The 26,852-nt window shown below is 45.2% G+C and carries 19 protein-coding genes; 11 read left to right on the forward strand and 8 right to left on the reverse strand.

All coding sequences use genetic code 11. From position 1 onward, the window contains the following. Window positions 1-303: 303 nt before the first annotated feature. The 6 genes from rpsA to BN35_RS01305 all read right to left on the reverse strand — a co-directional run bounded on the left by rpsA (window position 304) and on the right by BN35_RS01305 (window position 8,947). Window positions 304-2,079 (reverse strand): 30S ribosomal protein S1, encoded by a 1,776-nt coding sequence (rpsA, locus tag BN35_RS01285; protein ID WP_028900734.1) that lies wholly within the window; start codon window positions 2,077-2,079, stop codon window positions 304-306. A gap of 192 nt (window positions 2,080-2,271) precedes the next feature. Beyond that, window positions 2,272-5,379: a type I restriction endonuclease subunit R gene (locus BN35_RS01290; RefSeq protein ID WP_025071829.1), complete on the reverse strand. Its 3,108-nt coding sequence runs from the start codon at window positions 5,377-5,379 to the stop codon at window positions 2,272-2,274. A gap of 144 nt (window positions 5,380-5,523) precedes the next feature. Next, a complete protein-coding gene (locus BN35_RS01295) occupies window positions 5,524-6,189 on the reverse strand; it encodes a four helix bundle suffix domain-containing protein (RefSeq protein WP_025071828.1) in 666 nt (221 codons plus the stop codon). 12 nt (window positions 6,190-6,201) lie between these two features. After that, the gene (locus BN35_RS13565; RefSeq protein ID WP_081411400.1) at window positions 6,202-6,783 is read right to left on the reverse strand and encodes a restriction endonuclease subunit S; all 582 of its coding nucleotides are present in this window, start codon (window positions 6,781-6,783) and stop codon (window positions 6,202-6,204) included. Window positions 6,784-6,797: 14 nt separating this feature from the next. Next, the gene (locus tag BN35_RS13570; RefSeq protein WP_081411399.1) at window positions 6,798-7,403 is read right to left on the reverse strand and encodes a restriction endonuclease subunit S; all 606 of its coding nucleotides are present in this window, start codon (window positions 7,401-7,403) and stop codon (window positions 6,798-6,800) included. After that, a complete protein-coding gene (locus BN35_RS01305; protein WP_028900733.1) occupies window positions 7,400-8,947 on the reverse strand; it encodes a type I restriction-modification system subunit M in 1,548 nt (515 codons plus the stop codon). The genes BN35_RS13570 and BN35_RS01305 overlap by 4 nt, the downstream gene beginning before the upstream one ends. A gap of 317 nt (window positions 8,948-9,264) precedes the next feature. Here BN35_RS01305 and BN35_RS01315 point away from each other — a divergent pair, with 317 nt between their 5' ends. From BN35_RS01315 to BN35_RS01345, 7 genes are all read left to right on the forward strand, one after another. Then, window positions 9,265-10,656 (forward strand): leucine-rich repeat domain-containing protein, encoded by a 1,392-nt coding sequence (locus tag BN35_RS01315; protein ID WP_025071826.1) that lies wholly within the window; start codon window positions 9,265-9,267, stop codon window positions 10,654-10,656. Between the two features lie 15 nt (window positions 10,657-10,671). Beyond that, complete coding sequence (locus tag BN35_RS01320) at window positions 10,672-11,136, forward strand: hypothetical protein (RefSeq protein WP_025071825.1); 465 nt, start codon at window positions 10,672-10,674, stop codon at window positions 11,134-11,136. Between the two features lie 5 nt (window positions 11,137-11,141). Then, the gene (locus BN35_RS01325; protein ID WP_004356095.1) at window positions 11,142-11,783 is read left to right on the forward strand and encodes a DUF4903 domain-containing protein; all 642 of its coding nucleotides are present in this window, start codon (window positions 11,142-11,144) and stop codon (window positions 11,781-11,783) included. Window positions 11,784-11,861: 78 nt separating this feature from the next. Beyond that, window positions 11,862-14,213 carry a TonB-dependent receptor gene (locus BN35_RS01330; RefSeq protein WP_025071824.1) on the forward strand — a complete coding sequence of 784 codons (2,352 nt, stop codon included), beginning with the start codon at window positions 11,862-11,864 and terminating at the stop codon, window positions 14,211-14,213. Continuing rightward, entirely contained in the window at window positions 14,210-14,908 is a 699-nt protein-coding gene (locus BN35_RS01335; RefSeq protein ID WP_025071823.1) for an HmuY family protein, read from the forward strand. Before BN35_RS01330 ends, BN35_RS01335 begins: the two co-directional genes overlap by 4 nt. Window positions 14,909-14,916: 8 nt before the next feature. Further along, a complete protein-coding gene (locus BN35_RS01340; protein ID WP_025071822.1) occupies window positions 14,917-15,792 on the forward strand; it encodes a hypothetical protein in 876 nt (291 codons plus the stop codon). Window positions 15,793-15,806: 14 nt separating this feature from the next. Then, the gene (locus tag BN35_RS01345) at window positions 15,807-17,252 is read left to right on the forward strand and encodes a PepSY-associated TM helix domain-containing protein (protein ID WP_028900732.1); all 1,446 of its coding nucleotides are present in this window, start codon (window positions 15,807-15,809) and stop codon (window positions 17,250-17,252) included. A 158-nt stretch (window positions 17,253-17,410) separates the two neighbouring features. Here BN35_RS01345 and BN35_RS01350 read toward each other — a convergent pair whose 3' ends face one another. Then, window positions 17,411-18,100, reverse strand: a complete 690-nt coding sequence (locus BN35_RS01350) for a class I SAM-dependent methyltransferase (RefSeq protein ID WP_025071821.1) — start codon at window positions 18,098-18,100, stop codon at window positions 17,411-17,413. Window positions 18,101-19,079: 979 nt separating this feature from the next. Next, window positions 19,080-19,508 carry a hypothetical protein gene (locus tag BN35_RS01355; protein WP_028900731.1) on the reverse strand — a complete coding sequence of 143 codons (429 nt, stop codon included), beginning with the start codon at window positions 19,506-19,508 and terminating at the stop codon, window positions 19,080-19,082. 130 nt (window positions 19,509-19,638) lie between these two features. Between BN35_RS01355 and BN35_RS01360 the strand changes: the two genes are divergently transcribed. From BN35_RS01360 to BN35_RS12715, 4 genes are all read left to right on the forward strand, one after another. Next, complete coding sequence (locus BN35_RS01360; protein ID WP_025071820.1) at window positions 19,639-21,306, forward strand: glycogen/starch synthase; 1,668 nt, start codon at window positions 19,639-19,641, stop codon at window positions 21,304-21,306. A 22-nt stretch (window positions 21,307-21,328) separates the two neighbouring features. Next, window positions 21,329-23,890 carry an alpha-glucan family phosphorylase gene (gene glgP, locus BN35_RS01365; protein ID WP_025071819.1) on the forward strand — a complete coding sequence of 854 codons (2,562 nt, stop codon included), beginning with the start codon at window positions 21,329-21,331 and terminating at the stop codon, window positions 23,888-23,890. 415 nt (window positions 23,891-24,305) lie between these two features. Next, entirely contained in the window at window positions 24,306-24,569 is a 264-nt protein-coding gene (locus BN35_RS01375) for a hypothetical protein (protein ID WP_145992912.1), read from the forward strand. Between the two features lie 99 nt (window positions 24,570-24,668). Then, window positions 24,669-26,852, forward strand: a 2,184-nt coding sequence (locus BN35_RS12715; RefSeq protein WP_257009410.1) for a leucine-rich repeat domain-containing protein, incomplete at its 3' end; no start/stop codon positions are given.

Here is a 26,852-nt window from a genome sequence, read left to right on the forward strand (position 1 = left end):
ACGAGCGGTATGTTTTTTATTTGATGCAAAGATACAAAAAAGTTAACGGCTATGGAGTGGGGCGAACGTATTATTTTTAACGTTTAATCTTTGTTAACATCTTTCCTCCTCTGCTGCGAACGGTTTGCCAAGTTCCTCGCAGACTTGTTGAAAATAAAAACCCTCACACAGGAATTTCGCTTCTTTCGTTGTTAAAAACCAATGCGCCAGTGAAATAGTTGTGACGTGGTGTAGGAGAGTGGGGGGGGATAAAAAAAGGCCGATTCGTGAAGAATCGACCTCTGTTATGATTGCGTCAAACAATTATTTGTCTGAACTTTCCATGTCGGCTTTCAGTTTAGCCAAGACATCCAAGTCGCCCAAACTGGTACCAGCTGCCACATTGTTAATGGCTGCGGCATCGTTTTGCTTCTTGTTAGTGTGCTTTGGTGCAGCCTTCACTTCTTCCTTCTCATCTTCGAATGTACGACTGTGAGAGAGGATGATGCGCTTGGTATCTTTCACAAACTCGATCACCTTGAAGTCGAGTTCTTCGCCTTGTTTTGCTTGCGAACCGTCTTCCTTTACCAAGTGCTTAGGCGTAGCAAAGCCTTCGCCACCTTCGTTCAGGGTAATCACGGCACCCTTGTCCATCATCTCTGTAATCTTACCCTTGTGGGTAGAACCAGGAGTGTAGAGAGTTTCGTAAGTGTCCCAAGGATTCTCTTCGAGTTGCTTGTGACCGAGTGACAGGCGACGGTTCTCTTTGTCAATTTCGAGAACTACTACCTCAATATCTGCGCCCACAGTAGTGAACTCTGAAGGATGTTTTACCTTCTTGGTCCAAGACAGGTCGCTGATGTGAATTAAGCCGTCAACACCTTCTTCTAATTCTACGAAGATACCGAAGTTGGTGAAGTTGCGTACCTTAGCGGTGTGCTTGCTTCCCACAGGATATTTGGTTTCGATATCCTCCCATGGGTCTGCCTTGAGTTGCTTGATACCCAAGCTCATCTTGCGGTCTTCTCTATCCAAGGTCAAGATAACAGCTTCTACCTCGTCGCCAACGTGCATGAAGTCTTGTGCAGAGCGCAAGTGTTGACTCCAAGACATTTCGCTCACGTGAATCAATCCCTCAACACCCGGAGCAATCTCTACGAATGCACCATAGTCTGCCATAACAACCACTTTTCCTTTCACCTTGTCACCAACCTTCAAGTTTGGATCCAAAGCATCCCATGGATGTGGAGTGAGTTGTTTCAAGCCAAGGGCAATGCGCTTCTTCTCGTCATCGAAGTCGAGAATTACCACATGAATCTTTTCGTCTAATGAAACCACTTCGTGAGGATCGCTGACACGGCCCCAAGACAGGTCGGTGATATGTACCAATCCGTCTACACCACCTAAGTCAACGAATACACCGTAAGAGGTGATATTCTTAACAGTACCCTCGAGGATTTGTCCCTTTTCGAGTTTGCTGATAATTTCTTTCTTCTGTGCTTCCAACTCAGCCTCGATGAGTGCCTTGTGTGAAACCACTACATTGCGGAACTCTTGGTTAATCTTCACTACCTTGAATTCCATGGTCTTGCCTACGAAGATGTCGTAGTCGCGTATAGGATGAACGTCAATCTGGCTTCCCGGTAAGAAAGCTTCGATACCAAACACGTCAACAATCATACCACCCTTAGTACGGCTCTTGATGTAACCCTGAATCACCTCATCATTGTCAAGTGCTTCATTAACACGATCCCAACTTTGTGTAAGACGGGCTTTCTTGTGTGAAAGAACCAACTGACCTTTTCGGTCTTCTTGGTTTTCTACATAAACCTCAACCTTGTCTCCGATTTTGAGATCTGGGTTGTAACGAAATTCTGAAGCGGGAATGATACCATCGCTCTTGTAGCCGATGTTCACAATCACTTCTTTCTTGTCAATCGAGATGACAGTTCCTTCGGTGACTTGATGTTCACTAACCTTGTTTAAGGTTTCGTCGTACATCTTTGCCAAGTCATCACAGTTGGCGTTTACGTTTGTTCCATTTTCGAACTCATCCCAATTGAAGTCCTCTAATGGCTGAACGTTCTTTAAGTTTGACATAAATAATAATAAATGTTTAAAAATTAATAAAGTTAGACTTTATGTGAATTAAATAAATCGGGTGCAAAATTACGACATTATTATGAGAGGTAAAGATGGAACGAACCGAAACCTCTGTTTCTTAATGTTTTTTAACGTAATACGGCACTTTGCGTGTTATCATCCATGGCAGCATTGCTGTTTTAATGTGCCTCAAATGATGCCACCAATGCCCTTGAACTTCTCAATGAAGGCGGCTATCTTCTGGAACACACTCTGCTTCTTCGTTAGATATTGCGGATTGAGCGGACTCATCTTTGGAAGGATAGCATTGAGGTCTGTTCCGTTTTCACTGGCAAACTCACGCTTCAGCGATGTTTGGATATACCGCTTGGCTGCGTCCACATTCAGTTTCTCTTCCTCAATGAGGTTAGCCGCCTCTTCCTTCTGTCGCTGCTGTGCATAATCGAAGAAGGCAGAAATGATGCCTGCCTTGTCTTGAATAGACTCAAGGTCTGTCTCGTGAATGAAGTCAACCACCAATCCCTCTTTGGCTCTGTTGCCAATACTCGAGCGGATGATTCTGCGCACTTCGTCTATCAATGCGTCTTTATCTTTTGTTTTCTTGTTGTGTTCAAACACCAATTCAAGGATATAGTCGAGATCTATTTCCTGCGATTTGAGCAAGTCTATCTCGAACACCACATCGTCCCAGTCAATCTTAGATTCCTCAGCGGCTTTCCCTTCTCGCTCCCGTCTGAACCAGTCACGAATATCGTTGTAGGTGGAGCGATAATCTTGTACTGTCCGTTCTTGCAACACGTCCACCTCCATCATGGCATCCACGTCCTCATTGGTCAGAAAATGATTCTCCTTGAAAGTCTCCACCGCCTCAGGATTTTCCTTGTCTATCTTTTGCAACGCTTTGAGATTTGTAAACTCATCGTAGTTTTGCAAGATGTTTTCAATTTTCAGATACTCACCGAAGAGTTTTACAAAGGCTTTCTTCTCCGCCTCTGTCGTTATCTCGTCAGGTTGTGGAAACTGTTCTTTCAGCTCTTTCACCACCTCCACATAACCTCTACACGCTTCCCCTGTGGCAATGTCCGTGAATCCCTTGAGATATTCCTCGTAGCTCTTCTCCAACACCACGTTCTTCGTGTTCTTGTCGCCAAACAGTGTGATGGCGTCTATCGTGGCTTGTTCCAAATCCCTGAACGTGACGATGTTGCCAAATGTCTTGGTGGCATCATAGATACGGTTGGTTCTCGAGAACGCTTGCATCAATCCGTGATAGCGCAAGTTCTTGTCCACAAACAGCGTGTTGAGCGTGGGCGCATCGAAGCCTGTGAGGAACATGCCCACCACGATGAGCAGGTCCACCTCTTGGTTCTTCACTTGTTTTGCGATGTCACGATAATAGCTTTGAAAGCCTTTGCTGTCAATACCAAAACTTGTTTTGAACATGGCATTGTAATCGTTTACCGCTTTGGTCAGAAACTCTTTGGCACTGCTGTCCATGGCGGTGGGTTCAAAATTCTCTTCCCGAATATCGCCCACGGCCTTCTGTTCCTCGTTGGGAGCGAAAGAAAAGATGGTGGCAATCTTCAGTTTCTTGTCGCTATCTTGTTGTAGAGCGTTGAGTTCTTCATAATAGAGTTTGGCTGCTTCTACACTGTTCACGGCAAACATGGCATTGAAGCCCTTGCCGTTTCCTTGACTTCGGTGAGTTTTTATCTTGAAGTTCTGCAAGATATATTGTGACACCTCTTTAATACGGTCGGGGTGAAGCAATAGTTTTCTGTTTTCTGCTGCCGTCAGTTTCAGTTCGTCTTTCTCTGTTTCCAACGCCTTGAAGCGAGGACGCACATTGTTATAATCCACCTTGAACTTCAACACCTTTTCATCGCGTATGGCGTCGGTGATGACATACGAGTGCAGCTCACGTCCAAACACGCTGGCGGTGGTCTCCGATCCTAAAGCGTTTTCGGGAAAGATGGGCGTGCCGGTAAATCCAAACTGGTAATATCGTTTGAACTTCTTTCTGAGATTCTTCTGTGCCTCGCCAAACTGTGAGCGGTGGCACTCGTCGAAGATGAACACCACCTGCTGCCCATAGACGGGCAATGCCACCTCGCTCTTCATGAGGTTGTTCAACTTCTGAATGGTCGTCACGATAATCTTGTTGTCGTCTTTTTCAATATTCCGTTTCAGTCCTGCCGTGCTTTCCGATCCATTCACGCTGTCGGGCGAGAACCGTTGGTACTCTTTCATGGTTTGAAAGTCCAAATCCTTGCGGTCTACCACGAAGAACACCTTATCTATAAAGTCGAGCTGGGTTGCCAATCGAGCAGCCTTAAAGCTGGTGAGCGTCTTGCCCGAACCAGTGGTGTGCCAGATGTAGCCTCCTGCTTCGGGGGTGCTCCACACCTTTGCTTGGTACGAACTTCTGATTTTCCATATCAACCGCTCGGTGGCAGCAATCTGATAGGGGCGCATGATGAGCAACGTGTCGCTGGTGTCAAACACAGCATAGGAGAGCAGTACTTGCAGTAGGGTGTTCTTTTGGAAGAAGGTGGCTGTAAAGTCTTTCAGGTCTTTGATGAGCATGTTGTCCGCCTTTGCCCAGTTCATCGTAAAGTCAAAACAGTTTTTGTTGCGCTTCACGGTGTTGGCGAAATAGCGGGTGTCGGTTCCGTTAGAGATGACGAATATCTGCAAATATTTATACAGCGAGCTTTCGCTGTTGAAGCTCTCCTTACTGTAGCGATGCACTTGGTTGAACGCTTCGCGAATTGCCACGCCACGTTTCTTCAGTTCCACCTGCACCATGGGCAGTCCGTTCACCAAGATGGTCACGTCGTAGCGGTTCATTTGCGTGCCCGTCTGTTCAAACTGGTTGATGACCTGCACCTTGTTTCGGGCAATGTTTTGCTTGTCCACCAAATAGATATTCTGAATATGCCCATCGTCGAACACGAAGTCGTAGATATAATCGTCCTGCACCTTGCGTGTCTTGTCCACGATGCCGTCGCTGGCTTTGTCCAAATATTCGTCCAAGAAGCGTTGCCATTCTTTATCGGTGAAGACAGTGTTGTTGAGCGTTTGCAGCTGTTTGCGCACATTTACCAACAAAGCCTGTGGTGTTACGAGCTGTGGCAGATATTCATAGCCTTGGTTCACCAAATCTTCTATCAGCTCACGCTCTAAGGCAGCCTCTGTTTGATAGCCTGTGGGTTGCTCGCAGGCTTGTGACAGCTTGGTGTAGCTATCTAAGACAATAAAGTTTTGCAATTCTGCAATGGTGTTGTAGGTGGTCATGATGATGATGTTTTTTTTGTTGTTGTTAGCTGGGGCAGGTGTATCTAGGCGTATCTAGGTGTATCTAGGCGTATCTATGTGTATCTATGTGTCCCTAGGTTTACCTAGGCTTTCCTAGTCATCCCTAGTCATTCCTAGTCTCTCCTAGTCTTCCCTAGTCTCTCCTTCTAAGCGTTTGAGGCGTTCTTTAAGCGCCTTTAGCTCGGCTTTTAACTGTTCATTTTCTCTCAGCAGGAGCCGCCTTTCCTCGTCTTGCTGCTTTCGGTAGCCCGTGCGTGCCGCATACATTCGTTCTTTGATGCCCCCTTGCTCCACAAACTGTTTCTCCAAGCTCTTGAGGAAAGAACACATAAGTTTGTCTGTAATATGGCAGAGTGTTAGCAATGCGTTGCAAAACTCTTCTGCCGTCCAGCGTTGGGCGTAAGGCAGATAATCTTTGGGCTGGTTGTGCGTCTTGCAGAAAGAGAGCATGGCGTTGTATCTGTCGTGCTTCTCGTTCCATAGTGCGAGGTGGCGTGTATGCAAGTAGTCGGCGTAATCTTCGCGCAGTTCTTGCAATGATGCGCGAGCCACGTTCAGCAGTTTTAGTTCCATTTCGGAGGAAGTGTTCCCGTCTTCAATTCCTTCTACGATGTTTTGTTTTCCCGACCGAGCCGCTTGCACCATCTGGTCTACCGTTCTGTCACCGTATTTAGGTAAGAACCTTGTGCAGAAGATGTATGTCAGCTGATAGATGGTGTCCGTTTTTTGATAGAAAAACAATTCTTTGTAATCCTTGTACTTTCTAATAACCGTAGTTTCATTAGCCATGATATTTTTCTTTTATTGCGCGAACGTCAGCAGTTGGTTGCGGTAATATTCGTATTGCTTCCTCCGCAGCTCAATCTCCTTGGGCAGTCCCTTGCTGATAGAGTTACACAAGGTGTCAAACTTGTCTAATATCTCCACAATCTCACGTTGAACGGATAGAGAGGGGAGGGGAATTTGTATTTTTGCAAGATCTTTAGCATTCACACGCCTTACTTTTGTTCCTGTGATAAATTTTCTTTTCTGACTTTGGAATAGCTCTGTCTGAAAATAGTATGCAATATATTTTGGATTCATCGTATGGGCATAGAAACACGCATCACTACTAACGGCAATATCTTCATCACCCAGCCACGCCACAGCTTTGCAAACATCTTCATCGTTCTCACTTGTTGTTGCTATAATCAAATCGCCATGTTTGGCTTTTCTTGCTTTTAAGGCAAATTCTTGAGACACAAACGATTTTGTTTTCTTAGCGTATGTGCCATAGTAGGTATAAATTTGACCATAATGGATACAGCCAACACCTGTAGGCGTAAAGTCTTTTTTCTGAAGACCGCTTCCTCTTACAAACGTTCCTATTTCGCCCAATGTCATTATCTTTACATCATTTAACTTTTGCCCCCACTATTTAACATATCGAAAGATAACAGTTGGTTGCGGTAATACTCATACTGCCGCTTGCGGCAGTCCAGCTCCGCTTCCAGCTCCGCTTCCAGCTCTGTGAACTTATCAAGAATCTCCACTATCCTATGTTGAATATCCAATGATTTTGTAGGATTGTCGGGGCAGGGAATGGGGATTGGAATCTCTTGAAGCTTTCCTTTGGTCAGTTTGGCTCGTCCGCCACCAGTTAAAAAGGGGATAAAGTTTACCGTGTGTAGATAATGAAATATAAAGCGGCTGTCTATAAAAGAGATTCCTTTTATTACATGTACATGATTATTTGCCCAAAACTTACCAGTAGCCCATTGAACAGAATAATTGTTTATACTCGCTGTTCCATCTTCTGCTATAAGAATATATGTCCCATCATGAGTATAACCATCTACGTAATCTTGGATATTGTTTGCCCCATAGTATGGAATGTTGCCAGGTGTTCGATTTGAAGATTTAACAGGCTTCCTATTATTATTTGCAATCTCAATAAACCTTGCATCTCCCAAAACCGTCCACTCCACGTTTTCCCCATTGAGTAGTTGTTCTATGTATGTCATGCCTCTATCTCCTTGATGATTTTATTGATGTCCGCCCGCAGTGCGTCGATGCGCTCCACCGTTTGTGCCACTTCCTCGTTCAGCTTCACGATGTCTATCACCTCGCGCGTATCCTCCGCCTCTACATACGTGCCAACGGAGAGGTTGTAATCGTTCTCGGCAATCGTGTTGTTGTCCACTGATGTGGCAACATGGTCCACCTCGTCCTTGTTTCCAAAGATGCCGACAATGCGTTCGATGTGTTCGGGCAGCAGGATGTTGTTGTTGGTTTCTTTCTTAAAGAAGTCTTCACCGCTGGCATTGATAAACTGGGTGGTGGGGTTCATCTTATGTTTGGAGAGCACCAAGATGTTCACGGCGATGCTCGTGCCGTAAAACAGATTGGGCGGTAGGGCGATGACCGTTTCCACAAAGTTGTTGTCCACCAAATACTTCCTTATCTTCTGTTCCGCTCCTCCACGATAGAAGATGCCGGGAAAGCAGACAATGGCGGCACGCCCACGGGCAGAGAGATAGCTGAGCGCATGCAGCACAAAGGCAAAGTCGGCTTTCGACTTGGGTGCCAACACCCCAGCCGGTGCAAAGCGGTCGTCGTTGATGAGCGTGGGGTCGTCGCTGCCCACCCAGTTCACCGAGTAAGGCGGATTGGAGACAATGGCATCGAAGGGCTTTTGGTCGCCATATTGCGGATGGAGGAGGGTATCGCCCAAGGCAATGTCGAATTTGTCGTAGTTGATGTTGTGCAGAAACATGTTCATGCGTGCAAGGTTGTAGGTGGTGTGGTTGATTTCCTGCCCAAAGAAGCCGTCCTCTATCACATGCGTGTCGAATTGTCGTTTGGCTTGCAACAGCAACGAGCCAGAACCGCAAGCTGGGTCGTAAATCTTGTTCACCGTCTCCTGCCCATACATGGCAAGGCGCGCAATCAACTTCGATACGTTTTGCGGTGTGAAGAACTCGCCACCCGACTTGCCTGCATTGGCGGCATAGTTGGAGATGAGGAACTCGTAGGCATCGCCAAAGAGGTCGATTTCGCTGTCCTCAAAGTTTCCGAAGTCCAAACTCTCCACGCCCTTGATGACGGCAGCCAAGCGTTTGTTCTTCTCCTCCACGGTGTTTCCCAAGCGATTGCTCGTGGTGTCGAAGTCGGCAAAGAGTCCTTTGATGTCATGTTCCGAGTCGTAGCCGTTGGCAGAACTCTCTATGGCATCGAAGATAGCCGCCAAGTCCGTGTTCAAGTTCGGATTGTTGTTGGCTCCCTTGGCGATGTTGCAAAACAGCTGACTGGGATAAATAAAGTATCCTTTGGTTTTGGTGGCATCGTCCTTTATCTCGGGCGTGATGACGTCATCCGGTAGATGAGCATAATCCACGCTCTCATCGCCAGCCTCTATGAAGGTGGTGAAATGCTCACTGATGAATCGATAGAACAGTGTACCCAATACAAACTGCTTGAAATCCCAGCCATCTACGGCGCCGCGCACCTCGTTGGCGATTCTCCAGATGGCTGCCTGCAGTTCGTCCCTTTGTTTTGTGTTTGTCATTATGCTGAATGGTTTATATTATTTCATTTATCTGCAAAAATACAATTTTATGACGTGAAACACGAATATTTTTTCGTTGCATGATGTCTATTTCATAAAAGTTACCACCATATTTAATATCATTCACTGTTGCTCTCCAAAAAGTGAGAAATATGATTATCGTCATATCCTCATAAATGAGGATAAAGACAGTGCGAAACAGTATCCTCATAAATGAGGATTGTATAATATAAAAAAAGAAATCATAAAAAATAGGTATTGTAACATTCAAATTATACTCCTACCTTAGCAGTCGAATAAATCAAATTATTATCAAAATGAAAAATTACAGAAAAAACCTATTGCCGGTATTGGCATTTTTTGTGATAGGGCTTGCCTCGTGCAGCAATGACGATGTTGTTAAGTACAGTACTAACGCCCTAAAGAACACGGAGTTGATGAACATACTGAAGCAGAAAGGCTATCAATTTGACAAAGACAACAAGTTGGAGCTCAACGACTTGGTGAACAACACCACCTCGCTCGACCTCAGTGGCACCAAGCTAAAAGATTTAAGCGAGCTTGACATTCTTCCCAATCTGAAGGAGGTGAAGCTCTCCAATAACGGGTATGGACCTGTTTTCGACTTCGCCCAGCTGCCGGCACAAATTACTGGTGTAGATTTGACGGGCAACGACATTTATGACTTTGAAGGACTGGTGAATGTAAAGACGGAAGAGAATGGTGATGAAACCGTAACACAACTGCACAAAATCACGAAAATGTACTTGCCACAGACGGCAAAGTTCAATATCAAAGACCTTGTGCGTTTCTATCGAGAGAAGAAGGCAGAGATTGAGTCTGGCAGTATAGACGTGAAGATGGAAACAGCAAAAGGCGACTTGCAGAAATACAATACCATTCGCGAGATACCTGATGAGAATATAAGGGCTAATTTCAAAAAATACTTTTCCAGCATCTTTGATGAAGACGGTATTCATATTGACATCAGTAAGCGGTTAAGCAACAAAGATAGGTCGAATGCTTGTGTATTTAATAAGTGGTATGGAGTTGCCACTGCTGCAACATTGGAAGGGGTACAATATATTGTGAACAATCCTTATTGGGACGGCAAACTTCTTACTGTAAACCTGAAAAACAAAGCGAAACTCCCGTACCTAAGACCCTGTAGCGGTCTCATGACCTTGTCATTGACAGACGTGGATGCCTCTGAAGGCATCAATCTTGAGGATGCTACAAACATGACAGGTTTCCTATGGGTAAAGGTTAGCGGTATTAGCGAAATAGATTTAAGCCATAGTACCCTGTTTGGTCAGAGAGCAATTGAACAGGAACAGGATGGTCCCGGTGGTTCCTCACTTGTTTTTGTAGAATGCCCGGATTTGAAAAAGATAGCTTTACCGGAAAAAAGCGGGTTGCGTTCTTATATGATAACATTTGCGAATATGAAGAGTATAGAGCAGGTAGATTTGTACAAATTTAAGATGATATCCAATTTGGAACTTGGCGGTTTATCTGCGAATTGTCGTGTTACCTATCCGGAATTGACGGAATTTCATACCTACGATAAAAAAACCTCTTTTGCGTGTACGCAAGACGTGTTTGACAGACAGGAAACAAAAGACTTTATCAAGAAGTATCTCAAGGTCTTGTCCAGTGGTGGTGGCTACATAGATGGAGTTGAATGGTCATCACTAATTAATAATTAACAAAACATAAAAAAGATGAAACATTTTTTTATTTCTACCATATTGATAGTAATCAGCATTTTAGGATTTGCAGTAAATTCTAATGCGCAGACAGGTACTTACAATGGTACGTTGAGTAACATTACTATGAATGGGAAATCATACAATGATGCTACAAATCAGAGCTTTACATTGATAAGCACCGGTGGTAACCTGTATGACTTGGCAGGTACAGTGGGACCTATTGGCAAGATGCCGGGAACAATCAAAGTAGAACTTAAAGTTTCTATCAACAACGGAGTTGTTACAGCAACGACCCCCATAGGCGGTTATGCCGGTAAATTGATGTTGTTGGATGGTGGATTACCCATTAAAATTAAATTATCCAGTTTTACAGGCTCTCTTGTAAATAATGAACTCCATTTCGTTCTTGACACATACGCAGGTTGGCAATCTGTTCCTGTCTTCCCTGCATCTGTAACTTTTGATGGGAATTTTTAGCTATAATGATGAAAAAGTTTGTTACGAATATAAGTTTATTTTGCCTTATTGCAGTTCTTTTTGCGGGATTCTCTTCTTGTAGTAGTGATGAGAATTTAGAACAGAAAGATCCGATAGAGGAATATTTCAATGAGGCAAAAAACATCTTGAATGGTGAGATTGTTTTGTCTACCAAAGCTACGATGAGTGGGGTTGACAAAACATTATTGCCAAATGGATGTCCTACAAAATTTAGTTTTGATTGGGTGAACGATAAGACAATGAAACTTTCACTCGAGGGCTTTACCGTAGGCAAGATGCCATTGATTGTGTATTTCTCATGCCAATGTAAATTTATGCAACTCAATTCTTGGGAGAAAGATGAGTATAAAGGCGATGGTTGGATAAAGTTTAAGGGTAAGGACGGTAGCGTTACGGGAAATCCTAAAGATGATTCCGGAGTACAGCAAGGAAGTGGCGCAGGTGTAGAAGGTTATCTGAATGTGAAAACGAACCAGATTACATTCATAGTCGATTACAATATGATGAATGTGCGTTCCGAATGTTTCTTACAGACTATCGACAAGAACCGTATCAACAATTACGAAGCCGAGTTTGCCCAATATGAGAAAGATTTGGCAGCCTACAAGAAAGAACACGGATTGTAATGTGTAACTCATGTGATGATAATAAAGGAAGTAAGGGTGTGAACACTTTTACTTTCTTTATTTAAGAAGAAAAAAATGATGCAGAAGATAAGGTTTTTATTCTTTCTCCTTTGTCTGTTTGCAGCGACGAGCATGCGAGCGCAACGACAAGTAAGCATGACCATACTCGAGAAGGACACGCAGCAGCCATTGGTGGGAGCCACCATACAATATTCCATGCACAAGGATATGGAGGCTCCGCAGTATGCAGTGACAAACATTGACGGCAAGGCGATGTTAAGAACAGAGAAAGGAAAGGAATTATACTATAACGTTCACGCAACAGGCTTCGTGCCAATCAGAGGAAGTGTATCGCCGCACGAAAACAACATGAAGATTGTTATGAGCCAAGATGTGCTACATTTGAACGATGTAGTTGTGACAGGTTCACGAACGGCGCGACCTATCAAACTCTCGCCCATCACCATACAAGTGTTGGGTGGAAAGAATCTTGTAGATGCAGGCTACAGCGACCTGCAGCACGCCTTACAGCAAGAGACCCCAGGACTCAATATTCAGAAAGTGGGCTTTGGCAACGAAATCTCAATGCAGGGACTGGACGCCCGCCACGTTCTCTTTTTGCAAGACGGTGAGCGTATGACGGGCGAAATGGCAGGCAATCTCGACTACGAGCGTTTCAACCTGCATGCCATCGACCGTGTGGAGATAGTAAAAGGAGCCAGCAGCACGCTCTATGGCAGTCGTGCCTCGGGAGCGGTCATCAATCTTATATCGAAGAAAACCAATAAGCCGCTGGACATACAAGCGGGATTGCGTTGGGCGCAGATGAATGAACGCAATTATACAAATCCAAGTCCAAAGGATTTTCTCTATATGTTTGAGAAGAACAGCGACCGCCCTAACTTGCAGACATGGCTCTCTGCTGGAGTGAGACACAACGCCTTTACCTCACAAACTGATGTGTTGTACAGCGTGAGCGATGCCTTTTACATGTATCAGGCAGAAAACGACAACAAAACCTATACGAAAGAGGCTAACCCTTTCCTCCCTCACGATATTACACTGACAGGCATTGCTGCTCGGTCTCCTATGGGAATTGAAGGAACGGAACATGTCTCAGCAGCGCAAAAGTTGTATTACGAACCCAATAAAAATCTGTCGGTACAGGTCTACGGTTCCATGTTTTTCATGAATTCATACGACCTCATACAAGACATGACTTTCTCACAGAGCCGTGATTTCATGGCTGGAATTAAAGCCAAATATACGATAAAAGATTGGTTTACCGTCAACCTTAGCCTTCACAACGATTTCTATGACCGGTTCAAGCGCCATGAGCGCATAGACATACGTAAGAAAGTGTATCAGAGTAAGATATTCCAACCACGTTTAACATTGACAAGTAACTATTTCAGTGGACACAGCATGATATTTGGAATAGAACACACTACGGACGAACTCACCAGCGACCGTTTTGTAAATCGTAAAATGACCACCCGAGCACTGCACGAGACAGAATATTTCTTGCAAGACGAATGGACGGCAGACAACCATTGGATGTTGTCGACGGGCGTGCGTACCAATTTCTCTAAAGCATTCGGATTTATGTATATGCCTAAGATAGCTGTCAAATATTCGCCCGATGAACATTGGGCAGTACGTGCCAACTACTCCATGGGTTATCGAGCACCCAGCATTAAGGAGCTATTTTTTAACTGGGATCATCTCGGCATGTTCCAGATAAGGGGAAGTGAAGACTTGAAACCAGAGAAGAATCACTATTGCTCTTTGGGGGCGGAATATACCAACAAAGGCTTTTTCATGAACGTCAATGCTTATGCCAACTTCTTTCGTAAAAAGATAGAAGGCGTATGGCGTATTTACGATATGCAGTACAACTTCGAATACACCAATCTCAACAGTCAGCGTCTCTATGGATTTGAGACTATCCTCAAATGGCATTTCCTCGACCGATTCACCGTCAACGGAACCTATAGCTATGTAAACGTGAGCAAGCAGAATGGCATACAAGTAAACACCACATCGCCACACGCTGCAACCGCAAGCATCGACTACGTATATAACAAGCCCAACTATCGACTGAAAACCATTTTCAGCACATCTCTCATGGGCGAAAAAAACTTCGATGTGCAAGACCGTGTATGGGTGGAAGAACACCGTAAGAGTTACGATGCCTATTTCCGTTGCACATTGCCAACCTATACGATTTGTAATCTGTCAGTGGTGCAGACGTTCTACAATAAAGTGAAGGTGACACTTGGCATCAATAATATCTTCAATTATATACCACACACCTTGGGTTCGGGCATTACCATGTTCAATGTTCCTGCCACCTGTGGTGCAAGGGGATATGTACAGATGGAGTTTCTTGTTGATGACATTGTAAAATCATTAAAAAGGAAGAAATGAGAAGACAAATATCCGTGCTTTTTGTTTTGACAATGGCATTGTCCGCATGTGTGAATTATGATGCCGAGGAGTTTACAGGCAAAACGTTGCCAAGAGTGACGGGATACAGCACTGGTGTTACCAACGATTGGCTGTACATCAATTTGCGCACTGGCACAATATTCAATCTTGATAAACCCAATAGCGACATCAAGGAAGGAGAACAGCGCGACCGCACCGATTGGGACATTGCCTTTTGTGGCTACCGTTTGCGAACCAACAGTGGAACTTCTGGAAAAGGCAAAGGCGGTGCTGCCGACTTGGGCTACGGCAGCTATGATACATGGAGAACGGTAAAACAGCTGCCAGCCAATTTACAATGGGCGGTGGACGACCATTCGGTGAGTATCACAATGTCGCAAAATGATTGGAACAAGTATCTCATCGCCAACAAGCTTGACTTTAAGCAAAATCCATGGTTCGATCCCAATCGTGGTCCTGCAACGACACAAACAGATGCTAATCCCATATTGGCAAAAGCAATGACTTTTACTGGTCCACCGCCTGTCTATGCTCCCTCGTTTCACACCTATGTGGTGCGCACTGCCGATGGACAGCGATATTTCAAACTACAGATTATCAGTTGGTACAAAGCCGATGTGGAAATAGGTGATACGGGCGGACAAATAAGCTATTATTGTGATGAACTGAAATAAATATGAAAATGGAAAATAAAAAGAAAGTTTACTGGTGGCGCACCATCGCCTCATTCTTATTGGTGCTTTTCGCTATGCCGTTAGGTCATGCGCTGATGATATTGATGGAGAAGTTCATGAGCGAAGGAGCCATGCATGTAGCAGGGTTTGCGATGGGTTTCGTGGGGCTTGTCCTCGTTATCGTCGGCGTGTTTGTGAAGGGCGATACCCGACAAACGCTGTGGGGACTCTTCGGTGGACTGCTTTTCTGGACGGGTTGGGTGGAGTTCCTCTTCCTGTATTATGCCCGACGCTATGGCGTTCAGCCAGAGATAGAGAATGGCGTAGTGGTGACAAAGCCCGAATACCTCATTATGCCTGCCTCGTTTGGCTTGTGGATGATGGTGATGACCATGTATGTGTTCAGCACAAGAAACGGCTGCGGTTTGATTACATGGATACAAAAGGTATGTTTCCGAAGCAAGCGCAAGGTTGTGGTGGTGCAGCCCATGACGCGCCACACAAGCATCGTCACGTTCATGCAAGTGAATATGATTCTTTGGGCAATGTACTTGATGCTCATGTTCTGCTACGACAAGAATTTCCTTGGTGATCATCACCCCGTGACGTTCCTTGTGGGTGTAGGGTGTCTCGTGGGGGCTGTCTTCATGTTTCGCCACCAACTGCACATCGCTGCATGGGGCGCAAACTTAAGAATGGCGATAGCCACAGTTATCATCTTTTGGGCGCCTGTAGAAATCTTGGGAAGGATGAACTTCATCCAGGAGTTTTGGGGAGAGCCAGAGAAACACGCATGGCAAATGCTTGTCATCCTCATGGCGTTTATTTTGTTGGGTGTTTATCTTTGGTTCAAGGGCAAACAAAGAAAGAGAGTTGAGCAATGATGAAAGGAGTTGGAATGAAGAAAACAACATGGAGACGGCAACATCAATGGTTAGGAATTATCTTGGCTCCGTTCGTCATACTCTTTTGTCTCTCGGGAATAGTACTCAATCACGCCAAGTTGTTTCAAGGCATCGATATCAGTAGGACACTGTTACCCTCAGAATATCAATATAGCCAGTGGAACCAAGGATTGTTTCGTGGTACGCAGAAATGGAGAAACAAGGTGTTGATATATGGCAACGCTGGCATTTGGGCGAAAGAGAAAGATGCCGACACGATAACCGACTTCAACCGCGGGCTGCCCAAGGGTGCCGACCTGAGAAACGTTCGTGGAATGGCGGTCATGCCCAATGGCAGTCTATACGCCATGAGTCAACGTCATTTGTATCGTTTGAACCCCCATAGCGTATGGGAACAAGTTGATATTCTTCAAGGTAAGCATGAAAAGTTGAGCGATATTACGCAGAAGGGCGACTCGCTCATTATCACGGGTCGGTCTTACGTCTATCTGTCTCGCTATCCTTATCACGACTTTCAAAAAATCACCTTGAAGAAAACAGACAAAGACCAAGGGAAGGTTTCGCTCTTCCGAACGATATGGCTTCTCCATGGAGGCGGACTGTTTGGTATGGCTGGCAAGCTCTTTGTCGATGCGGTGGGACTAATCCTCTTGTTTCTCTCCATCTCAGGCGTATATTACTCTTTTGCGCCTCGTTCCCGTTCATCGTTAGCAAAACGTACGAAGCGAGGACTGATAACATGGCACAACAAGTTGGGACGAGGTGCGATGTTCTTTCTGTTGTTGCTGACCATTACAGGCTGGATGCTACGTCCGCCTGCGCTCATCGCCATAGCCTCTGGCAAAATACCGCCCATACCTTTTTCTTCCATGGATAGCGACAACCCATGGAATGGCTGTCTGCGCTCGCTGCGGTATGATGAGAATAAAGCCGACTGGCTGTTGTGTACGTCGGACGGTTTCTATTCTCTTCGTCATTTGGGCAGCACGCCGCAAAGAGAGAAGGTGCAGCCTCCTGTGAGCGTTATGGGCATCAATGTCGAACAACACACTCATCAGAACACATGGCTGATAGGTTCGTTCAGCGGCATGTATGTATGGGATAGAGCGCATCAGTCCGTCACCGACTATTTCACGCTTCAAAAGGTGCAGTCTGTCAGTGGGAGTCCTTTTGGAAGTCACGCCATTGCAGGCTTTTCATCAGACTTGGACGATGCGGACATGGTGGTGGATTACAAGAAGGGTAATTCTCGCCTTCGTATGCCCGACAGCATGACAACGCTGCCCATGTCATTGCGCAATGTTTGCATAGAAGTGCACACAGGACGCATCTTTACCTTTTTGGGCATGGCGTCTCTATTTTACATCTTCCTCATGGGCGTGGCTTGCGTATGGTGCCTTTGGAGTGGTTGGAAGATATGGCAAAGAAAACCTCATTGAGTTTTCAACTGAGGTGCTAATAATAGCTGTCTATTCTTGCTTCTTTTTCTTCATCCATTCTTCCTTAAACAGCATAATGCCGTTGATTCCTTGTACGATAGTGACATTTTCTTCATCAATAACAGTTGTTATACTCATAGCTTTATGTTTTTGGTGGTTTATGATTCGCTTTCAGCGCATTCTTTTTGAGGTTTCACACATCTAAACAAGCAGGCAGCGCCCATTGTCTCAGTCAGCACATCTTCGCCAAACATACTCCGAAGACGTCTTTCGGCTTCAGCGAAGGTGTCATACGGAGGGTGGAAAAATCCTTTTCTCTCCATGACTTTTTTAACCAATAAATCAGCCAATTGGCGTTCACCCTTGACATAAAAGCAACCGCAGAAGAAACCACCGGGTTTCAGCACACGGAAAATCTCGGCAAAGGCTTTCTCTTTATCAGGGAAAGCTTGAAAGCCGTTCATCGACAGTACGCAGTCGAAGAATTCGTTGGCATAGGGAAGTTCTCCAACATCTCCTTGTTTCAAAGACAGGTTGGCTATCTCCTCCGTTTCTTTCCGCATAGCCGCAATGGCTATCATTTCTTCCGAATAGTCTAAACCAACAATTTGGGCATCTTTCATCTGGCGATACTTCTCGGCAGTAAAAACGGCAGTGCCAACAGGAACGTCAAGCAGTCGTCCTTGAAAGTCGTTCGGTATAAAATCAAGCACTTTCTGAGCCAAGAGATTAGTGTCCTCGTCCCAAATCAGTCGCATGTATAGCCTTGACCACCATTTTCGTCCTGTCAACAGATCATCATAATGCTCCATCATTCCTTGGTAGGAATTACTTTGTCTGTTTGTCATTATCTTCTTGTCAAAAATGTTTATTTCTTATTTTGCAAAAATACAATATGTGCTTCGTTCCTGCAATCGCCAAAAATAGTGATTTTTATTTCGGGTATTGGGTATGAGGTTGCAACAAGGGTATTTTTTCACAACGATTTTTTAAACAACGAATAAAACAAAAGAAACGAATTTTTCAATGTCGGAAATTCAATGAACGCCAGCGTTCAACGAATGACACAAATTTAGCAGGATATTTTTCACAACGAAATTATTTTTCACAACGAATAAAGCGAAAGAAACGATTTTTTCAATGTCGGAATTTCAATGAACGCCAGCGTTAAACGAATGACACAAATTTAGTAGGATTTTTTTCACAACGTAATTATTTTTCACAACGAATAAAGCGAAAGCGAATTTTTCAACAATATAAATTTGCTTTTTTTTGTTTTATTCGTTGTTAAAATAAAAACTTTGTTTTTGTAGTGACGCCAAATGCTGCGTTTGTCCTGTAAATTTACCAAAAAACGGCTGTCTAAAATCTTCGAAATAGAAAAAAATAATAGGCAAACGACAGACAAAAATGGGCTGATTTTAACAATTCAAACACCAAATTTCGTTGGAACAATGCTCGAACGAACTTGGAAACATGTATCAAGGGCGTTAGAAACATGCTGTAACACCCTTAATACCTGCAAACAGCGAGCTTAGAATCATGCTTTAACGGACAAAAATCGGGAAAAATGAGAAGAAAAAGAAAGCGGATAATCGTAACACCTTTTATCACAACGCATTACGAAAATCGCTCATATTTGGCGTATTTGCCACCAACAGTACCGCTGGTGGTCTACACGCAAGTTTTGAGAGGCACTTTGTAAAGAAAATTCAGCATCTTTTTGATGAAGAGACGCACCTAAGTTTGTCCACTTTCTTTGTCCCACTCGTGGGTTGGTTTTCGCGCCTTCCATGATGAAGGAGCGAGGATACACCGCCCTATGACTTATTTGGAGCGAACAAACACCAACTCTTTGGGCAGCTTTTTCCACTTTCTGTTGCGAGCTATCTTAATAGAGCTTCCGTCCATTTGCTTGAGTGTGAAGGTGTTGTCGCTGTTCTTGGTGAGCGTCGCCACCAAGTCCTCGCTGCCATAGTCGTTGATGATTTGCAAGGTGGCAACGTTCTTTCGAACCTTGGCAGAGGTGAAGAGCCATTTGCGAGAATCGATGCTGTCTCCCAAGAAACCCGACATTGTGCCCAATAATTCTTGTCCTGGTACTTCGATGTTATTGTCGTAAAAGTTCATTTGGATATAGATTCGGTACTCGGCGTTGCCAATCCTCCCCAGAAAGGGCTTTGCAGCCTGTTGTTGTGCCATGACTCCGAGCGTGCAGAGCCATAAAGCCAGACCTGTTAGTATGGTTTTCATCATCTTGAAATGTTTGGTTTTTGCAAAGTTACTGTTTTATATCAATAAAAGCAGGGTTTTTAAGATATTATGAACATTTATGTTTGAGGTTCACCTTTTTTATATTATCTTTGTTGCAAAATATACAACTTAAATGACAACTAACGAGTTACTTCCCGATTATCTTTTTGAGTCGAGCTGGGAAGTTTGTAATAAAGTAGGAGGCATCTATACGGTGCTCTCTACACACACAAAAACATTACGAGATCTGTTGCAAGATCGTCTTATTTTTATTGGTCCGGATTGTTGGAAAGGACGTCCATGTCCGTATTTCCTACCCGATGATTCCCTTTTCGCCACTTGGCAACAACAAGCCAAGGAGGAAGGACTCCGTGTGCGATTGGGACGTTGGGATATTCCGGGAAAGCCCATTGCCATTTTGGTGGATTTTGAGCCGTTCTATGCGCAGAAGAACCAACTCTATGCAGAGTTTTGGAACCTTTATCAGGTGGACAGCCTGCATGGCTACGGCGATTATGACGAGGCATCGATGTTTTCGTATGCTGCCGGAAGGGTAGTGGAAAGCTTTTACCGCTCCCAACTGAATGCAACCCAACGCGTGGTGTATCATGTGCACGAATGGATGACAGGACTTGGGCTGCTGTATGTGCGGCAACATGTGCCAGAAATAGCGACCGTCTTTACCACCCATGCCACCAGTATAGGACGTAGTATTGCTGGAAACCACAAGCCGCTCTATGCCTATCTCTCTGCCTATCAGGGAGATCAGATGTCGAGAGAACTCAATATAGAGAGCAAGCACTCGGTAGAAAAACAGACGGCGCAACATGTCGACTGCTTCACCACCGTGAGTGAAATCACGGCAAGCGAGTGCGCAGAACTCTTGGACAAACCCGTGGACGAAGTGTTGCCTAACGGTTTTGAAGACTCTTTTGTACCACAAGGAGCTGCCTTTACACGTCAGCGGAAAGCCGCTCGAAAGCGATTGCTACAAGTGGCAAACGCGTTGATGGGGCATACGTTTGGCGATGACACCCTCATTGTGTCCACCAGTGGGCGCTATGAGTTCAGAAACAAAGGCATTGATGTATTTATCGATGCTATTCAGCGTTTGCGACAATCGCAGCACCTGTTGTCGAAAGACGTGTTGGCGGTGATTGCCGTCCCGGGTTGGGTGAGCGAAGCCCGCGCCGACTTGCAGCAACGACTCACAGAGGCACAGTGCTACGACACGCCTTTGTCTTATCCCATGCTCACGCACTGGTTGCACAACATGGAACAAGATGCGGTGCTGACGAAGCTGGCACAGTTGGGGTTGCAAAATCAGTCCAACGACAGGGTGAAGGTGATGTTCGTCCCTTGTTATCTCACGGGCGATGACGGCATCCTTCAGCGCACGTATTACGACTATCTGTTGGGCAACGATTTGTGTGCCTATCCATCGTATTATGAGCCTTGGGGATATACGCCGCTCGAAGCGATAGCCTTCAAGGTGCCTTGCATCACCACCAATTTAGCAGGTTTTGGCATGTGGGCAGCCCACGAAGCTGGCACCACTCGGTTAGTGGAGTCGGGAGTTGAGGTGATTCATCGCACTGATGACAACGCTGCAGACGTGGCACAAGACATGGCGAACCTTTTGTTACAGTTTGCCAACCTGCCCACCGAGGAGGTAAATCGCATTCGAAGAAAGGCAGCAGCACTGTCTAAGAAGGCGCTGTGGAGCAAGTTCATCAAATACTATCTTTCTGCCTATAGTGAGGCACTGAAGAAAGCTGAAGAGAGAAATAAAATCAATTAAAACCAAGATAAGAAACAAATTTATGAAGATTAAAACAGGTTATGCCAATTCGCCTCAATGGAAAGAGGTGACTATTAAGTCAAGACTGCCCGAACAATTGAAGTGTTTGGACGAAATGGCACACAACATGTGGTTTGGTTGGAATCACGAGGCACGCAGCTTGTTCAAGAGTTTGGACGAGAAACTGTATGAAGAAGTGAACCAAAATCCCGTCTTGTTGCTCGACAGACTGAGCTATGACCGCAAGGAGGAGATTGTGAACAATGCTGCCATGATGCAGCGTGTGCAGGATGTTTATCAGCAGTTCCGCACGTATATGGATGTGGAACCCGACAAGAGCCGCCCCTCTGTGGCTTATTTCAGCATGGAGTATGGTATCAATCAGGTATTGAAAATCTACTCTGGCGGTTTGGGAATGTTGGCAGGCGATTACCTCAAAGAGGCATCGGACAGTAACGTCGACATGTGTGCAGTTGGTTTCCTATATCGCTACGGCTACTTCAAGCAGTCGTTGAGCATGGACGGTCAGCAAGTGGCACAATACGAAGCACAAAACTTTAACGCCTTACCTATTGAACGCGAGGTAGACGAACACGGCAACCCCATCGTGGTAGACGTTCCTTATCTCGACTACACGGTGCATGCCTACGTTTGGCGTGTCAATGTGTGGCGCATCAAGCTCTACCTCTTAGATACCGATAATGACATGAACTCGCCTTACGACCAGTCTATCACGCACGCTCTGTACGGTGGAGACTGGGAGAACCGCCTGAAACAAGAGATAATGCTGGGCGTGGGCGGTATGCTGACGCTGAAGAAATTAGGCATCAAGAAGCAAGTCTACCACTGCAACGAGGGTCATGCGGCACTCTGCAATTTGCAACGCTTGTGCGACTATGTAGAGAGCGGACTTACCTTCAATCAGGCAATGGAGCTGGTAAGAGCCTCCTCATTATATACGGTGCATACGCCCGTACCTGCAGGACACGACTACTTCGATGAGGCTTTGTTCGGAAAGTATATGAAGGGTTATCCTGAGTTGTTGGGTATCTCATGGGATGAGTTCATCGGTATGGGACGAGAAAATCCTGACGACCACACAGAAAGATTCTGTATGAGTACCTTTGCTTGCAATACTTCGCAGGAAGTCAACGGTGTGAGCAAGCTGCATGGCTGGGTGAGCCAGAAAATGTTTGCACCTATCTGGCAGGGCTATTATCCTGAAGAGAGTCACGTGGGCTATGTTACCAACGGTGTGCACTTACCTACATGGACCTCTACCGAGTTCCGTCGCATCTATGACAAGTACTTTGATGCGTCGTTCATGAGCGATCAGAGCAACGAGGAGATTTGGCACGACATCTATCAGGTGCCAGATGCCGAAATATGGGAAACGCGTATGGCGTTGAAGAAGAAGTTGGTAGCCTATATCCGTGAGAAGTTTACCGAGAATTGGCTCAAGAATCAGGGCGACCCCTCGCGTGTAATGTCTCTCTTGGAGCGCATCAACCCCAATGCACTGATGATAGGTTTCTGTCGTCGCTTTGCTACTTATAAGCGCGCCCACTTGTTGTTTACCGACATCGAGCGACTGTCTAAGATTGTCAACGACCCCGAACGTCCCGTGTTATTCTTCTTCTCAGGTAAGGCACATCCTGCCGATGGAGCTGGACAGGGACTCATCAAGAAGATTTATGAAATCAGTCAGCGCCCCGAGTTCTTGGGTAAGATTATCTTCTTGGAAGACTATGACATGCAGTTGGCACGCAGATTAGTATCGGGCGTGGATATTTGGATGAACACACCAACTCGTCCTCTCGAGGCATCGGGTACATCGGGCGAGAAAGCCGAGATGAACGGTGTGGTGAACCTCTCTGTGCTTGACGGCTGGTGGTTTGAGGGTTATCGCGATGGTGCAGGATGGGCATTGCCTCAGAAGCGTACCTATGACAACCAAACGTACCAAGACCAGTTGGATGCTTCTACCATTTACTCAATGTTAGAGAACGAGATAATCCCGCTGTTCTTCCGACATGAGGAGCAGGATTATAGCAAGGAATGGGTGAAGACCATCAAGAATTCCATTGCTACCATTGCTCCACATTACACCATGAAGCGTCAGTTGGACGATTATTTCAATAAGTTCTATATCAAATTAGCGAATCGATTTGAGCAATTGGATGCCAACAATCACCAAATAGCCAAAGACATCGCACAATGGAAAGAAAGTTTGGTAGCGCATTGGGATGCCATCAAGGTGGTTTCCAAGGACACAACCTTCTTGGATAACGGTGGCGAAACGGGCGTACGCTATCAGGTGAAGTACGTCATTGACGAGCAAGGCTTGGACGATGCCATCGGCTTAGAGTTGGTTACTCTCAATTCGCTGCCCGACAGTGATGGACGAGAGTTACACCAAGTATTCCCATTCAAGATGGTAAAGCATGAAGGAAACCAATATACCTTCGTAACAGAATTGGAACCCGACGTTGCAGGCACCTTCAAATCGTGTGTGCGCATGTATCCAAAGAATGCTTACCTGCCTCACCGTCAGGACTTCTGTTATGTGAAATGGCTCGACTAAATCGGTCGATACATCACTGATAAAACTTTCTAAAAAAGCACTTCGCAAATCTTGATGCGAAGTGCTTTTTTTGAATGGTATGCCAAAGTTTCTTTTCTATTTCATCATATTCTGTTGCTCGTTATTTCTTTGCAACGGAATAACACGGAACGACACGGGGGTGCGGTATCGTTCTGAAAAAAGTTGTTGGAATAGACGGCACCCACAGTGAATGAATAGAAGATGCTATTCCTTTCTCACGAGCACATTTGTAACCTATTTGTATGCCTTTATTAAATTTGCTTTCAATTCGTTGTTGAAACAAAAATAAATGATAGTTTTTTCCCATCAACTGTTTTTTTTCTATGATACATTTGTGCTTTTTCATTAAAATATTATATAAAAAACTTGCAGGTACTAGAAAATACCACTAAATTTGCAAAAATTTATAACAATCTATATTCAGCACATGGGCAACAGTACCTTTCATCCCATCGTTGCATTGTTACGTTATAAGCGCAAGAATGAGGAGGTAACTACGTTAACAAATGTTATTACCACCACCGATTATTATATTATATTAACACGCACTTCTCTCTTGCTTGCCTTTCTTGCAAAGGCAAGACTATTTATTAGTGCATGGTTCCCACAGGCAGCCGTGCACCTTAACCGTATGTGCCTGTTACACACAAGAAAATAACAAATTCAAAAAACTTTATCTATGATGAAACAAATTTACTTACTTAAAACAAAACGGCGCGGCATATTCCTCGCCTTGCTGCTGCTCACGGCTCTGCCAATGGTGGCACAAACGGCTGGCAATACATTCAAGGTCGATGGTCTGAAATACATTGTGCTGGATGCAGCGGAACGAACCCTCAAGGTATTGCCCGAAACAAATTACAAGCAATATACCGACATTAAAGGAGATGAGTACTCGGCCTATAATGGTACACTGAGTGGAATTTTAGATTTCACCAAGCCCGTCAGCTATAACGGTAAAAACTGGACGGTGACCGAAATTGGCGAAAGGGCTTTCCAGTTAGAAAACATCACGGAGGTGAAACTTCCTGATGGCATGACAAGAATTGGATACAAAGCGTTTTACAAGACAGCCTCTTTAACTACAATCAAATTCCCGGCATCACTGAACTACATTGAAAACAGCGCTTTCACTGAAAGTGGCTTGACCGGCGCAGTAACATTCCCCGACAACACGTTTATAGGTGCCAATGCTTTTCAGTCATGCGTCAAAATAACGAGTCTGGACATAACAAAAGTGAAATACCTGGGATCTGGGTGTTTCAGGAATTGCTCTGGATTGAGAAAGGTAACAGTTCCTGTATCTGCAAAGATTGGGCAAAAGCTCCCCGCGACGACACCGAGTGACTATAAACTAACTGGTAATGCCAATGAAACATCAGGTGAGTATGCCTTTGCCGATTGCTATAACCTGACAGAAGCAACCATCGAGAGCGGCATAACCACAGTCCCTGATCACATGTTCGCATATTGTGGCGAATTGAAAACCGTCAGAGTCCCAGCCACGGTAACAAGCATAGGAGGTGGCGCTTTTAGACAATGCTTCAGTCTCAGCTCCATTGACATGCCGGAAGTGAATACTATAGGGGAAGAGGCCTTTTGGGGCTGTTTCAATTTAAAAGGCGACCTGGTTCTTTCCAACAAAGTAACAAATTTAGGAAACCAAGCCTTTGGATACACCAGTCTCACTGGGGTAAAATGGGAAGGTGCCGCCGGCTGTACGATAGGCAATAATGTTTTTACGGGCTGTCACTTCCTGGAATATGTAGACCTGCATACACTGACAAATCCCACGGTAAGTAAGACAGTATTGAATCGGCATACAGGAACTGCGATTGATAATCTTGCAGGTGGATTGCTGTCGCGCACCATCGTTTATCTTCCACAAGGAGTGAACTTCACCTTCAAGGAAGGAGAGGACGTGAACTTCGTTAAAAGCAATGGCAGCGACAACCTCACCTGCACCAAACTGAGCGTGCAGGATGGCGCCGACTACGAGTTCCCTGTTGGATTCACAGCAACCACGGCTGTCTATAACAAATGGGAAGCATATATGTGGAATAACCAAATAACTATTGGTGATGAAAAATTCAAAGACAGAAAAACATATACTGGTGTTAATTATTCCTGCGATGAATATGATTATGACAAAAATATAGCGCCTCTCATAACCTATCGCGACTTCACCGGCTCGGGCAACGACGCCAACGGTATCAAGGCTGGCAAGAACTGCTTCACCATGCTGCTGCCCTACGCGATAAAAAAGCGGCCCAGTGGCATCCGTGCCTACAAGCTGAACTACAAAGGCACCTATACAACACCCGTTCAGGGAGGAGCAGAAGCCAAATACACGGAATATTACTTGTTCACTTCGATTCCTGATGAAAGCGAGCTTGAAGCCAATAAGCCCTACCTGCTACGCGTTGTAGATGGAAATGAGTACAGTTCTAAGGATTTTGACGCTGCTAACGTAGTGATTGCGGCGTCGGGCAGTACCAAGGTAAATGATGATGGCACTGAAGTCACTCAAACGCCTTCAACCTCCGCTTTGCGCAACGTCAATGCCGGCACGCTCAAGCCACAAGGCTTCTCTCCCATGAATGATCAGGGCTACAACTTCGTGGGTGGCACCGAGCGTCTTAACAACCAATTGGCAGTCAGTCTCCATACGTGGCTGCTGAACACAGACAGGATGAATATTGACGTGTGGAGACAAGTGAAAAGTGAATCTATATTCTTTCCTGGCTCTGATTTGCAGCTAGAACTAGCGACAGCGGCGCCGTTCCGTGGTTACATCCAAGTAATTAACAATGCACCGGGCGGAGCCAAGCGCTTCGTCATCCTTAGGGAAGACGAAACAGCGGGGATAGACGACTTGCAGCAAGACAAGGCTCTGAATGGCACACAGCGCATCTACACACTCGATGGACGCTACGTAGGC

Source organism: Hoylesella timonensis 4401737 = DSM 22865 = JCM 15640, from assembly GCF_000455445.1.
GTDB lineage: Bacteria > Bacteroidota > Bacteroidia > Bacteroidales > Bacteroidaceae > Prevotella > Prevotella timonensis.